This is a genomic window from Bradyrhizobium sp. CCGUVB1N3, from assembly GCF_024199925.1.
In the GTDB taxonomy this organism is placed as follows: Bacteria; Pseudomonadota; Alphaproteobacteria; order Rhizobiales; family Xanthobacteraceae; genus Bradyrhizobium.
On sequence record NZ_JANADR010000001.1, the window covers coordinates 7,982,482 to 7,995,488 of the forward strand.

Here is a 13,007-nt window from a genome sequence, read left to right on the forward strand (position 1 = left end):
ACAAGAACAGGGGACCACGACATGAACAATATTGTGGCTGACAGTGACATCGTCGAGCTGACGGCACCACCATTCTTCGACTTTGGCGAGAAGGTGCGGGCCAATCGCACCATCCGTAATGACGGCACCTACGCCGGCAAAGAGATCGGCGACATCCTGGCCAAGAAGGGCGAGGTCGGTTACGTCATATCGATCGGCACTTTCTTGCAGCGGTTTTACATCTACGGCGTTGAATTCATCCAAAGCGGTCACCGGGTCGGCATGAAGCGCGAGGAACTCGATCCGGTCATACCACGCGCCGAAGTCGAGGACCTGCACTTGCCGGGAGCCAACGATGATTGAAGCCAGGCTGCCAAAATTTCAGCGGGGCCAGCGCGTCAAGGCGATGTTTGACCTGACCAATGACGGATCCTTTCCCGATGCCCCAGCGGAAGGGCTCCTGGTCAGCCTCGGCGACATCGGCAAGATCGTCCAAGTTCGCCGGCACACGGAAGCGAACCTTCCGATCTATCTTGTCAAGTTCGGTGAGCACTTGGTCGTCGGTTGCCTCGAAAGAGAAATCGGCCTGGTCTAGGAAGTAGACGCGATGAACGCGGCCTTAGACATAAATCCGGACCTACCCGCGCACCCCAACGACATCGATCGCAGGCGCATCGAGCGCGCGCTGAAGTCGAGAGAGCGCTACCGTTATGTCTCAGCCAACATCACCGGAGTTGCCGGAGGCTATTTGATCGAATGCCCATGCTGCTCGCGCAATATCGACGTTAAGGGCGGCATCATTGACGTGGCCATGCTGCGCCATGACGGGGCAAGCGCCAACTGGCAGGTGTTCCGAAAAGATCACAAGCAGGGCGTCTGGAAACTGCACTCCACGCACCAGCGTTTGGCAGCAGTTACCGATCTATTGAACGCCGATCCGGAACGCGTGTTTTGGCAATAAGGACCCGTTCGATGGCTCTGGGAGCAGGCGAAATTGCAGACATCGAGCGGGCGCTCGCGTCATTCGATGATGCTTCTCAAGCCTATGCGGCGTTGCGACAGCGGTATCCGCATCTAGCCTGGATCCGCTGCGATTCTTCTGACCTTACCGAAGCGCCTTTTCACAGCGTCGGACAATTCGACATGCATTTGCTCGATAGCGCTGATCATTGTGCCCGGATCACGGATGATCCGACGCGGGCGACCGGCATTGTGCTCGCCAAGCGGGCGGCCAAGCCGTGAACGGACCCTCCCTAGGCCACGGCCTCGTTGACAAGGCGGACGAAGAGCCGATTCCAACGGGCCACAAATCCTTAATTCCGTTGTCGGATCCTGACATTACGCCAGCCGAAATCGCGGCAGTAGATCGCGTGTTGCGCTCGCCGCGGCTCTCTAACGGCCCGCTCACGGAACAATTCGAGGCGGCATTTGCCACCTATCTCGGGCGGAACTATGCCGTTGCGGTACCGAGCGGAACAATCGGCCTTCTGCTGTCTCTGAAAGCTTTCGGCATTGCCGCGGGCGACGAAGTAATCGCCTCGTCCTATTCATATCGTGAAACCGCGCACGGCATCAGCCTCGCCGGTGCGCGGCCGGTATTTGCGGACATCGACTATTGGTCCGGGACGCTCGCGCCGCAGAGCGTCGAGGAGCGCATCACGCCACAGACCCGCGCCATCCTCGCCGCCAACACTAATGGCCATCCCGCAGCCTGGTCGGTGCTGCGCGATATCGCGACAAGGCGTAATCTTCTACTGCTGGAAGACTCCACGGAGGCCGTCGCCTCACGTTATAAGGGCCAATTGGTTGGCACCTTCGGCGATGTCGCTGTGTTCGACTTCGCGCAGCCATCGCTTCTGACCTGCGGCGAAGGCGGCATAGTGGTTACCGATGATATCGACCTTGCTGTGGCACTTCGTCGTCACCGTTCGCATCGGACGGGCGAGCGTTCTTCCGTTACCGTCGGTTCGGCTGCGCCATATCAAGCCGAAATGGGCGATCTGTCCGCTGCACTGGGGATTACGCAGCTAAGGCGTATCGACGAGATCCTGGAGCGTCGCCGGCTGATTGAACAGCTTTATGCGGCGCATATGCAGTCGTTCGAAGGCATCAAACCGCCCTATGTCGGACCCGACGTGACCGAAGTGAACTGGTTCCTCTATGTTGTCCATCTCGGGACGCGTTTCACGCGCTCCAGCCGCGAGGCGATCGTCGAGGATCTCCGCGTTGAGCAGACCGAGGCTGCGGCCTACAACCATGCTCTGCACCTGCAGCGGCATTATCTCGATCTCGGCTATCGCCGCGGCGATCTGCCGGTGACGGAAAAGATCTCCGATCGCGCCGTCGCACTGCCATTTCATACGCATCTCACTGATAGCCAGATCGAATTCATTGTCGAGACCATGAAAGACGCCTCAATCAATGTAGGCGCGGGCGCGGCGATCTACTGAACAGCCGAAAAATGCAGCAGAGAAGACGATAAAAGGACCTCGCTTGTCATCCTCCCGGAAGGCAAGACCATGGGGCTCGTCACTCCGGCTTGCCGCCGAGATCGCGATCCATATGGACTACCCAGCCATGATTCGCCGAATGCTCAAGGATCTGAGGAAGCTGCCGGAATACGCGGTCGTGGTCGTACTGAGCTGCCGTGAATTTTCGAGCCAGGAATTCATCGCAGAACAAAACCCATCGCCGTTAACGCGACGATGATGTCGGTCATCGATATATATATTCTTGTTATCTTCGCGACAGTCCGCCTGCGGGATTGTCAACCAACGCGCGTCATTTCCATCCGTGTCGGCGGAAGTCTTTTCAAATGATCCTGTCGAGAGTTGGTTTGGAGCTTGCATGCAACCTGGCGAGAGCAGGAGTAAGCGACATGGTGATGGCCGGACCGGCAATTGAGGCTTTGATCCGCGAGGCGCTTCCGGAGGCGGATGTGATCGTGACCGATCTGGCGGGCACCGGACACCACTGTGGGGCACGAGTCGTCTCGCAGGCCTTTGCTGGCAAGAGCCGCATCCAACAGCATCGGATGATCTATGCTGCGTTAGGGAGCAAAACGATCGACACGTTCGACGCGCTCGTGCTCGAAACCCTCGTGCCGAACCGAATCACTTGCAAGGAAACATAATGATCGACCTAACCGAACAATGCATTAAGCACTTAAATTGTGGAGGTGACATCAGGCGGTTTTCGAAGGTGCCGATTGTCATACAACTCTATGACAAAGCAGAATCTCCCGGTGATTGCGACATCGCATTGCGGTAACAGAAGTATGAGCGGCAACATGAATGAGTTCGAACTCCCACAGCTCTACCGGCATCACGTTTTCGCCTGCCACACTCAGCGCCCTCCTGACCATCCGCACGGCAGCTGCGGGACGGCGGGTGGAGGACCGTTATGGGAACGGCTCGGCAAAGCAATCGAGGCGGGTGGGTTGACCGATATCGGCTTCACCGCAGCCGACTGTCTCGGCTTCTGCAGCTCCGGTCCTCTGATGGTCGTCTATCCTGACGGTGTCTGGTATCGTCCGAGCACTCCGGAAGATATTGACGAGATTGTCGAGTCTCATCTGAAGAATGGCCGTCGTGTCGACCACCTCGTCATTGTGCTCGCGCGGAGTTAGCGGTTCCTTGCTTTCCACTTACGGGAGACGGCGCCATCGGCCGTCTCCGGCCACTCTAAGAAGGACGCCGATGCATCGCATCGGCGATCGTGAGGGCTCTCTCTTCGCAAAATGGCGCTCAGGGGACGCTCGGCCGTCGGGCCACTGTGCGGAATGCCGCTCTCTTCCAGAACTAGGCCAGGATAGTGCAACACCGCCTACGAAGAAGACTTCACACCTGCGTCCACCACGGCATCGCCTCCGCGCGCGTGGAGGGCCCAAACAACCAAAATTTCCTTTCCAGCAAATGAACCGGCCGGCCTGAAGCCGTGGCAACAACGCCGAGAGCCTCAAGCAGCCTGTCACGAGGATAGGGTGGTTCAGCCATGGGCTACGAGCACCTGGCTGATGGATTTTGACATCCACGCGGGCAATGCAGCCTGAGCGCGGATATGCGAATATTCAATCGATAGTTGTTCAGATTCACACTCAAAGCTGGCGCCGCTTGCAAGCCGAGAAAACCCTTGGCGCTCCGGTTCGGAATCAGAGCCCGCACTTCTTGTATCCGATCGCGTGGAACTCGCCTCCGCTTAGCGCCACTTTCTCCCACATGAGGCTCGTGTGATATACCACCTGCGAAGCAAACGCATCACACCTCCGCACACCGCGGCGCCTTCTCCGTTCGCGCGCAGTTCTGAAGCTCTCGCTTCGGGCTTGAGCCCAGCAGCGACGGGACCGGCTCGCGGTCAAATCCGGCACATCTTGCGTTGTTGGCTTCGATCAGCGGCCGCCTGATCAGCAGCGGATCTTTGAGCATCAAGGCGATCGCGCTGGCGGCGTCGATCGCCGCCGGATCGACCTCGCCCGATGTCACCCGCGGCGCGGCTGGGTTGAACCAGGACCGAACCGGCGTGTTACCGAAGAATGTGCATAGATCGGACGCGGTCCAGGGTTCGGTCAGCAAGCTCTTGGCCACGACATGATGACCCGCCGCCTCCAACGCGCAAATCTGGCGCGCGTTCGTTCCGCAGCCGGGCTTCTGCCAAAACAGAACAGTAGTCATGTCAAGAGTCCCATTTCATCACGCTAAGTTGGATCGTTGGCGCCGCTTTACCGTGGCCCAAGATGGTGTTGGCCTTCTCACCCCCTCCAACGTCTGCGGTGTGATCACCGTGCCATGGCAAGCTCGTCTTCCCGCGCTCAAATGCGCTCACCTCGTCGGACGTGTCGGTAACGATGAGAATGCCGACACCTTCGAACCTTCCGGTGAGTTCGCCAATCAGGTCCGGTCCGCGGTTCTTCAGCAAAGTGACACCGAGCAACATCTGGGGCGAGTCAGTCGAAGCGCGCGGCATAGGCCTCTTCAGGCGTGGCCAGCTCGTGGGTCTCGATCTCGTCATGAAGCAGGAACTGTAACGCCGCATGGGTGATCTTTCCCTGGTCGACCTCGAACACGCGCCGCCGTTTACAGCCTTGTTTGTCTCGACGCCAAACCGCATGTCGCCTTCCTTTCAAACCGCGTCACGATGCGGAGTTGGCAAGTTTCATTCCGTTCTGAGCGGTCACAGTCGCAGCAAGATCGCACTTTCAGAGCCGCAATCCTTGTCCTGTTTCTGACAGAACAACAAAAGGTTCGGCGCAGCGCCCGTCGATTGCGTCTGTCAACCATTTTCGAGCATGGCCAGGCGCTTAAAGCACGCGCGGCGAATGGCACGCTAGTTGCTACTTGGCTAGTTGCTATTTGGATGTCGCAACTGCGAGTGAGGGCTGAGGCCACGCCGGCGCCTATGGCGAGCGCTGTTCTCTTTCCCGACGCCCGTGTGCCCACGTTTCTGAGAGAGAAATAATCTCGCGTAAGTCCAACGCGAAATCATTGGCAATCGGTTGATGGAGAGCAACATGGCTTCACTGAGACAAATCGCGTTTTATGGCAAGGGTGGTATCGGCAAATCGACGACCTCGCAGAACACGCTCGCCGCACTCGCCGAGATGGGGCACAAGATCCTGATCGTCGGCTGCGACCCGAAGGCGGACTCGACCCGCCTGATCCTGCACGCCAAGGCACAGGACACAATCTTGAGTCTCGCGGCAAGCGCCGGCAGCGTCGAGGACCTCGAGCTCGAGGACGTCTTGAAGGTCGGCTACAAGGATATTCGCTGCGTCGAATCCGGTGGTCCGGAGCCGGGCGTCGGGTGCGCCGGCCGGGGCGTCATCACCTCGATCAACTTCCTGGAAGAGAACGGGGCCTACGAGGACATCGATTACGTGTCATACGACGTGCTCGGCGATGTCGTCTGCGGCGGCTTTGCAATGCCGATACGTGAGAACAAGGCGCAAGAGATCTATATCGTCATGTCCGGCGAGATGATGGCGATGTATGCCGCCAACAACATTTCCAAGGGCATTCTGAAGTATGCCAATTCGGGCGGCGTGCGGCTGGGCGGCTTGATCTGCAACGAGCGCCAAACCGACAAGGAACTGGAACTGGCGGACGCGCTCGCCAAGAAGCTCGGCACCCAGCTGATCCACTTCGTGCCCCGTGACAACGTCGTCCAGCACGCCGAGCTGCGCCGCATGACGGTGCTGGAGTATGCGCCGGACTCCAAGCAGGCGGACCACTATCGCAATCTTGCGACCAAAATCCACAACAATGGCGGCAAGGGCATCATCCCGACCCCGATCAGCATGGACGAGCTTGAGGACATGCTGATGGAGCACGGCATCATGAAGCCGATCGATGAAAGCCAAGTCGGTAAGACTGCTTCCGAGCTCGCCGCGCTGTCAGCGTAATCCATCTTGCCGGCCTCCAAAGGAGGCGCGCATCAAGACTGATAGGATCCAACCAGTGGAGTTGTCCGTGACTGCAGCGCAAGAGGGTCCAATCGCTGGGATGTCGAATCCGCCGGGTGGGACCCCCGCTGACAGGCAGCTTGTCGGAATTGAACTCTACCATGCTCTAATTGGCTGCGATCCGGCAGACGCAGACGTAAGGGATAATGACAAGTTTGACCGGCATGTGTTCGCCTCAGTTCTTTGTGCCGCTGTAATGGATGGAGGGCCGCTTCCGGAGCGCACGGGCCTGACCGCGGAGGAACTCAATGAACTCCTGGCACAATGTTTCCCATCCGCGATGCGGACCATCACCGCGATGGAAAACTCCGGTTCAGCCAGTGACGAAGAGATCATGCTGCGCGACCTCCTGCTCGGGCAGCGATCGGCCAAGGGCGAGATCAGTCGCTGGCTCGCAGCCATGGTCGCAAGGCGTGCGATGGAAGCCAACCATTTGTGGGAAGATCTCGGACTACGCGAGCGGGCCGAGTTGACGCGCTTGTTGATGCGCCATTTTGCGCCGCTGGCGGCGCAAAACACCAAAAACATGCGCTGGAAGCGCTACTTCTATCGCAGATTGTGCGAGAACGAAGGTTTGGTGATGTGTACGACGCCGGTGTGTACGCAATGCTGCGACTTCAATCACTGTTTCGGTGAGGAGAGCGGCGAGAGCCGGATGGCGGAGCGTCGCCGCGAACATTTGCGGGAAATAGAAAGTCATGCCGGAGCCGAGGGAAATCCGCAGGTGTGAACAATCGACTATGCGCTCCGCCAGAAGCCGCGCAGGACCCCCGCATGCTGCGATGCCTGGACCCTTGCGCTTTGGCCTTGCCGGAAATTGCGCGAAAGCGTGGATGCGGCGGCTGCGCGATGCGGGCCTGCGGCCGACGCGCCGGCGCGTGCTGCTGGCTCAGCTGCTCTTTGCAAGGGATGACCGCCACGTCACTGCCGAGATGCTCTTCAGCGAGTCGATCGAAGCCAACATCAAGCTCTCGGTTGCGACCGTATACAACACGCTGAACCATTTCACGCAAGCTGGCTTGTTGCGCCGGATCACGCCCGACGGCTCAAGGTCGTTCTTTGACATCGATACCAGCATCCACCCGCATTTCTATCTCGTCGGCGAAGACATTTTGATCGACATCCCCGAAAAGCTCCAGCTCGCGCGGATGCCCGAGGCCTTACCGGACCGCGAGATCTCCCGGCTCGACATCATCGTCCACATTCGCCGTAAGCCAACCGACATCTGATATGTCCGACTTTCGACATTGTTACATTTGCGGCAACCTCAGTCGCTGCCTAGAAGTGGAGTGATTTCAGGCAGTTCGTCAACCACCGCCCTGGCACGGCTGTTGCTCACCAGTCAGCCGGAAAGATGGAATCTGCACATGGCCTTCGGTAGAACGACGCTGTTCGGCAGCTCGCAGACACGACAGATAGTCCTGAACGACACCACGTTGCGCGACGGCGAGCAGGCTCCCGGCGTGGCCTTTTCAACGGCGGAAAAGCTATCGATCGCGCGCGCGCTAGCAAAGGCCGGGATCACCGAGATCGAAGCTGGTACGCCGGCGATGGGCCATGACGAAGTCAGCGCGATCCGCGCTATTGTCGAAGCTGGCCTGGCCGCGACAATCATTGGTTGGTGCCGGATGAAATCTTCCGACGTCGATGCGGCAATCGATTCCGGCGTCTCAATGGTCAATGTCTCGATCCCATCCTCCGACGTGCAAATCGCGGCCAAGCTCGGCGCCGACCGGGTTGCCGCGCTCGAGCAGGTGAGGCGGGTCGTCGGTTACGCTCGCGACAACGGGCTCGATGTCGCAGTCGGAGGCGAAGATTCCTCGCGCGCTGACGTCAACTTCCTGATCCAGCTGATCACCGCAGCAAAAGACGCGGGCGCCCGGCGCTTTCGTGTCGCCGATACGCTCAGCGTGCTCGACCCAGACGCAGCCTTTGCGCTGGTGGCCGCGCTACGTGCCGCCACTGATCTCGAGATCGAATTCCACGGCCACGACGATCTGGGCCTCGCGACCGCTAACACGCTCGCCGCAATCAAGGCCGGCGCAACGCATGCCTCGGTGACCGTGATCGGCCTCGGCGAGCGTGCGGGCAACGCGCCTCTGGAAGAGGTCGCTGTCGCGCTCAAACAGCTCTATGGATGCGACACGGGCGTTGTGCTCCCGGACCTCGACAATGTCGCGGCAGTTGTCGCGGCCGCTGCCGTTCGCAGCGTTCCGCTCAATAAGGCGATCGTCGGTGAGCATGTCTTTACCCACGAATCCGGTATCCATGTCGATGGCCTCCTGAAGGACCAACGCAGCTATCAGGCGCTCGATCCGCGGCTGTTCGGTCGCTCTAACCGTTTTGTCGTCGGCAAACATTCAGGGCTAGCCGCGATCACGGCGCTGCTGAACGAATTGCAGGTTTCCGTGAGCGCTGAGGAAGGCAAGGCGATCCTTGCCCGCGTTCGGCAGCATGCCGTCGAGCATAAGGGCGGGGTCGCGCGCGAGACTGTGATGGCGATCTGGCGCGAAGTCCGCGAGCGCTCCATGCTCAACGGAATGTGAGGCCGCCACGTCCCGAATAGTCGCCATTTCTGTCATCGAGGAGCTCGTTAAGTCGTCACGCCAGCGGTCTGCCCCTCGTTTGACGAGCATGCGTGGCTACCCATCCTTGCACACGGTAGAAAGAAAAGATGGAGAAAACGAATGGCTGACGAAATCCTTCTGCGATTGAACAAGGCGGCCGCGGCCGAGGAGTTTTTTGACTTACTCGGCGTCAAGTACGACCCCAAAATTGTCAACGTGGCTCGGCTCCACATATTGCAGCGCATGGGGCAGTATCTCGCAGACGAAGACTTGACCGGTGCGACCGATGCAGCGGTCGCGGAACGCTGTAAGGCCGTGCTGGAGCGGGCATACACGGACTTCGTCGGCTCCTCCCCAATCGATCAACGCGTTTTCAAGGTCCTCAAAGAAGCGACCGCGCCACAAGCGAAGAAAGCGTCAAACTTGGTACAACTGGAGACGCTTTAGTCATACTCGGGTTTAAAAAGTTGTCTCAACCGTCCTGGTCGTCCCACAAGGACGGGAGTATGCAGCGTAGTTCCAGATTGCTCGGAGGCCGGTGTATTTGTGAGACCTCTGACTTGAGACGTCGTGCTTACACTCCCTTGCGGTGGCCATGTTCTTCGTGGAGGCGGCCATAGGATGCGCCTAACACCTCTGTTCGGTCTCCGACGCGCGTCGCCGTATCCTTGTCAGCTCTAGTGCTTCCGGCTGGACGAAAGTCATGTCGCCGTGGTCGTAAGCCTCTGTATTGATATCAACTTTCGATCACGCCCGCGGTTGGTACGACACTTGCTGTCTCTATTCGCAGCAAGGCCTTGGAGAAGCGCGTGCATGTCAACGTCTGCTACAAGCAAGTTGCGGCTTTCCCGCGGACTCGAGTGCCCGCCGTGAGCAAGACCGTCTTGCTTCAGAGGGCGAAGCCCAACCCCCAAGTTCTGCTTTCGCTCCTGCAATATGACCTCTGCAGCCTGCCGTCGGTGCCAACGCTTCCTTGGACCGAAGCGGCGCGGCAAAGGCAGCTGTAACCGCGATCCGGCGAGGAACGGCCGCTGTGCTGAGAGAGATGATCGTCGAACGCCAGACGAACCTGGAAGCCGATCCCGCGGCTGGGCGCTCGGCTAACAAAGTAAGGAAACCAATTCCATGAGCTCTACACCCAAAAGTCGCGCTCCGGCCGCCGCCGCTGCTGGGCGCGCTGCGACCAAGAAGGAGTTGCCCGATCGCTTTAAGGCTTACAAGCACGTCTGGGTTTTCGTCGAGCAGGAACGCGGTGTTGTGCACCCCGTGTCCTGGGAACTCATGGGTGCCGGCCGTAAGCTCGCCGATAAGCTCAAGGTTGATCTCGCTGCTGTCATCATCGGCCCGGAGGGTGAGGCGACGCAGCAGGCCGCTGCCCAGTCCTTCTGCTATGGCGCCAACCTCGCATACATGGTCGCCCACAATCTCTTGGGCGACTATCGCAACGAGTCCTACACCAAGGCCCTTACCGATGTCGTCAACACCTACAAGCCGGAGATCCTGCTATTGGGAGCCACGACGCTCGGTCGCGATCTCGCGGGCTCGGTCGCCACGACCCTGCTTACGGGGCTTACTGCGGATTGCACAGAGCTCGATGTCGATGTTGATGGATCGCTCGCTGCGACTCGGCCGACTTTCGGCGGCTCTTTACTCTGCACGATCTACACGCTGAACTACCGTCCGCAAATGGCTACGGTCCGCCCCCGCGTGATGCCGATGCCAAAGCGTGTCGCACGCCCGGTCGGCCGCATCATCACCCACCCACTCGGTCTCGTCGAAGACGACATCGTCACAAAAGTTCTCTCCTTCCTGCCCGACCGGAACTCAGCAAAATCAAATCTTGCTTATGCCGATGCGGTCGTTGCGGGCGGGCTTGGGCTCGGATCACCGGAGAACTTCCAGCTGGTACACCAGCTCGCGACCGTGCTTGGGGCCGAATACGGCAGTTCGCGACCGCTCGTGCAGAAGGGCTGGGTCACCTCTGATCGCCAGATCGGCCAGACCGGCAAGACGATCCGACCAAAACTCTATATCGCCGCCGGCATTTCGGGTGCGATCCAGCACCGCGTCGGCGTCGAAGGGGCCGATCTCATCGTTGCCATCAACACCGACAAGAACGCGCCAATTTTCGACTTCGCTCACATAGGCATCGTTACCGATGCCATACATCTGTTGCCGCCGCTCACCGACGCATTTCGCACGCGGCTGTCGCCACATTCCCGTGACCGTAAGCAGGTCGAAGGAGCCCGATCATGATCGAGGAAAAATTCGATGCCATCGTCGTTGGCGCAGGCATGGCGGGTAATGCGGCAGCGCTCACCATGGCCGAGTGCGGTATGAAGGTGTTGCAGCTCGAGCGCGGCGAGTATCCGGGCTCAAAGAACGTGCAGGGCGCGATCCTCTATGCCGACATGCTGGAGAAGCTTGTTCCCGATTTCCGTGACGACGCCCCCCTTGAGCGACACCTGGTCGAGCAGCGCTTCTGGATGATGGACGACCGCTCGCACACCGGCTTGCATTACCGCTCCGAGGACTTCAACGAGGAGAAACCGAACCGATACACCATCATCCGCGCTCAGTTCGACAAGTGGTTCTCACAAAAGGTTCGCGAAGCCGGCGCCACAGTTTTATGCGAAACGACGGTCACAGACCTGGCCCGAGACGTCCATGGCAAGGTGATCGGCATACGGACCGATCGGCGCGACGGGGAGATCCATGCTGACGTCGTCGTGCTGGCGGAGGGCGTCAATGGCGTGCTCGGTACACGCGCTGGCCTGCGCGAGCGGCCGCAGCCCGAGAAGGTTGCGCTCGCGGTCAAGGAAATGCACTTCCTGCCGCGGGAAACCATTGAATCGCGCTTCAATCTCAGGGGTGACCAAGGCGTGGTGATCGAGGCCGTAGGCACGATCTCTCGCGGCATGACCGGCATGGGCTTTATCTATGCCAACAAGGAATGCATCTCGCTGGGTATCGGCTGCTTGGTCGCCGACTTCCAGCGCACCGGCGAGACGCCTTACGGCCTGCTCGATCGCTTCAAGCGGCATCCTTCGGTCGCGCCTCTGATAGAAGGCTCCGAGGTGAAGGAATATTCTGCCCATCTGATCCCCGAGGGCGGCTTCAAGGCAATCCCGCAACTGTACGGCAAGGGCTGGGTCGTGGTCGGCGACGCCGCGCAGCTTAACAACACAATTCATCGCGAAGGATCAAACCTCGCGATGACGTCGGGCCGGATCGCGGCGGAAGCGATCCTTCAGATCAGGTCGCGGAACCAGCCGATGCTCCCGCAGAACCTGGCGCTATACAAGAAGAAGCTCGATGAATCCTTCGTGATCAAGGACCTAAGGAAGTACAAGGATATGCCAGCGCTGATGCACACCCGGTCGCAAAACTTCTTCCTGACCTATCCGCAACTCGTCTCCAAGGCTATGGAGAACTTTCTGCGTGTCGACGGCACGCCTAAAGTCGAAAAGGAGAAGCTCACACTTAAATCGTTCACCAAGGCGCGCTCGCGGAGCGGCCTGTTCGGCGACGCCTTCCGCCTCATGCGCGCGTGGCGGTGAACGGAAAAACAGCAGCGACCAACGACGGAGACCAAACGATGTCGATCGAGCAATCCATGCGTGTCGAGGACAAGCTATTCTACAACCGCTATCTCGTCGATACCGGTCGTCCCCACATCAAGGTGCGGCCGCACACCAAGCCTTCGCCGCAGCTTTTGTCGATGCTGAAGGCCTGCCCGGCGCGCTGCTATGAACTCAACGAACAGGGCCAAATAGAGGCCACTGTTGATGGCTGCGTCGAATGCGGCACTTGCCGGGTCATCTGCGAGGAGACCGGCGACATCGAATGGAGCTATCCCCGAGGCGGCTACGGCGTGTTGTTCAAATTCGGCTAAGCCAATACGGGCGTCTTTCGCAACGATCCGAAACAACGTGCAAACTTCGAGGCACCTTCCGTGGGACTAGCCGCAGGCTAGACCGCGAGAATAATCGGGTCTTCGGCCG

The 13,007-nt window shown here is 59.3% G+C and carries 17 protein-coding genes; 15 read left to right on the plus strand and 2 right to left on the minus strand.

All coding sequences use genetic code 11. The features are described 5' to 3' along the window. Positions 1-21: 21 nt before the first annotated feature. The 7 genes from NLM33_RS37805 to NLM33_RS37835 all read left to right on the plus strand — a co-directional run bounded on the left by NLM33_RS37805 (position 22) and on the right by NLM33_RS37835 (position 3,607). On the plus strand, positions 22-342 hold the full coding sequence (locus tag NLM33_RS37805; RefSeq protein ID WP_254103499.1) for a nitrogen fixation protein NifZ: 321 nt from the start codon (positions 22-24) through the stop codon (positions 340-342). Further along, positions 335-574, plus strand: coding sequence for a nitrogen fixation protein NifZ (locus NLM33_RS37810; RefSeq protein WP_254103500.1), 240 nt, complete (start codon positions 335-337; stop codon positions 572-574). Before NLM33_RS37805 ends, NLM33_RS37810 begins: the two co-directional genes overlap by 8 nt. A 12-nt stretch (positions 575-586) precedes the next feature. Further along, positions 587-940 carry a DUF3024 domain-containing protein gene (locus tag NLM33_RS37815; RefSeq protein ID WP_254103501.1) on the plus strand — a complete coding sequence of 118 codons (354 nt, stop codon included), beginning with the start codon at positions 587-589 and terminating at the stop codon, positions 938-940. 11 nt (positions 941-951) lie between these two features. After that, the gene (locus NLM33_RS37820) at positions 952-1,221 is read left to right on the plus strand and encodes a hypothetical protein (protein WP_254103502.1); all 270 of its coding nucleotides are present in this window, start codon (positions 952-954) and stop codon (positions 1,219-1,221) included. Between the two features lie 50 nt (positions 1,222-1,271). Beyond that, entirely contained in the window at positions 1,272-2,429 is a 1,158-nt protein-coding gene (locus NLM33_RS37825) for a DegT/DnrJ/EryC1/StrS aminotransferase family protein (RefSeq protein WP_254106095.1), read from the plus strand. A 428-nt stretch (positions 2,430-2,857) separates the two neighbouring features. Further along, positions 2,858-3,112 carry a BolA/IbaG family iron-sulfur metabolism protein gene (locus NLM33_RS37830; protein ID WP_254103503.1) on the plus strand — a complete coding sequence of 85 codons (255 nt, stop codon included), beginning with the start codon at positions 2,858-2,860 and terminating at the stop codon, positions 3,110-3,112. A gap of 156 nt (positions 3,113-3,268) precedes the next feature. Further along, complete coding sequence (locus tag NLM33_RS37835) at positions 3,269-3,607, plus strand: ferredoxin (RefSeq protein ID WP_254103504.1); 339 nt, start codon at positions 3,269-3,271, stop codon at positions 3,605-3,607. A 628-nt stretch (positions 3,608-4,235) separates the two neighbouring features. On the opposite strand, the gene NLM33_RS37840 is transcribed toward NLM33_RS37835, so the two are convergent. Next, positions 4,236-4,649: an ArsC/Spx/MgsR family protein gene (locus NLM33_RS37840; protein ID WP_254103505.1), complete on the minus strand. Its 414-nt coding sequence runs from the start codon at positions 4,647-4,649 to the stop codon at positions 4,236-4,238. Position 4,650: 1 nt separating this feature from the next. Then, entirely contained in the window at positions 4,651-4,911 is a 261-nt protein-coding gene (locus tag NLM33_RS49890; RefSeq protein ID WP_371930039.1) for a hypothetical protein, read from the minus strand. Between the two features lie 574 nt (positions 4,912-5,485). Here NLM33_RS49890 and nifH point away from each other — a divergent pair. The 8 genes from nifH to NLM33_RS37885 all read left to right on the plus strand — a co-directional run bounded on the left by nifH (position 5,486) and on the right by NLM33_RS37885 (position 12,898). Then, positions 5,486-6,376: a nitrogenase iron protein gene (gene nifH / locus NLM33_RS37850; RefSeq protein ID WP_254103481.1), complete on the plus strand. Its 891-nt coding sequence runs from the start codon at positions 5,486-5,488 to the stop codon at positions 6,374-6,376. A 100-nt stretch (positions 6,377-6,476) separates the two neighbouring features. Beyond that, positions 6,477-7,166 (plus strand): nitrogen fixation protein NifQ, encoded by a 690-nt coding sequence (locus tag NLM33_RS37855; protein ID WP_254106096.1) that lies wholly within the window; start codon positions 6,477-6,479, stop codon positions 7,164-7,166. A 103-nt stretch (positions 7,167-7,269) separates the two neighbouring features. Beyond that, the gene (irrA, locus tag NLM33_RS37860) at positions 7,270-7,665 is read left to right on the plus strand and encodes an iron response transcriptional regulator IrrA (RefSeq protein ID WP_254103506.1); all 396 of its coding nucleotides are present in this window, start codon (positions 7,270-7,272) and stop codon (positions 7,663-7,665) included. A gap of 138 nt (positions 7,666-7,803) precedes the next feature. Next, positions 7,804-8,982 (plus strand): homocitrate synthase, encoded by a 1,179-nt coding sequence (nifV, locus tag NLM33_RS37865; protein WP_254103507.1) that lies wholly within the window; start codon positions 7,804-7,806, stop codon positions 8,980-8,982. A gap of 141 nt (positions 8,983-9,123) precedes the next feature. Further along, positions 9,124-9,450 (plus strand): nitrogenase stabilizing/protective protein NifW, encoded by a 327-nt coding sequence (gene nifW / locus NLM33_RS37870; RefSeq protein WP_254103508.1) that lies wholly within the window; start codon positions 9,124-9,126, stop codon positions 9,448-9,450. A 678-nt stretch (positions 9,451-10,128) separates the two neighbouring features. Continuing rightward, positions 10,129-11,259, plus strand: a complete 1,131-nt coding sequence (locus NLM33_RS37875; RefSeq protein WP_254103509.1) for an electron transfer flavoprotein subunit alpha/FixB family protein — start codon at positions 10,129-10,131, stop codon at positions 11,257-11,259. Continuing rightward, on the plus strand, positions 11,256-12,563 hold the full coding sequence (locus NLM33_RS37880) for an FAD-dependent oxidoreductase (protein WP_254103510.1): 1,308 nt from the start codon (positions 11,256-11,258) through the stop codon (positions 12,561-12,563). The genes NLM33_RS37875 and NLM33_RS37880 overlap by 4 nt, the downstream gene beginning before the upstream one ends. Positions 12,564-12,601: 38 nt before the next feature. After that, complete coding sequence (locus NLM33_RS37885) at positions 12,602-12,898, plus strand: ferredoxin family protein (protein WP_254103511.1); 297 nt, start codon at positions 12,602-12,604, stop codon at positions 12,896-12,898. The last annotated feature ends 109 nt before the right edge of the window (positions 12,899-13,007 follow it).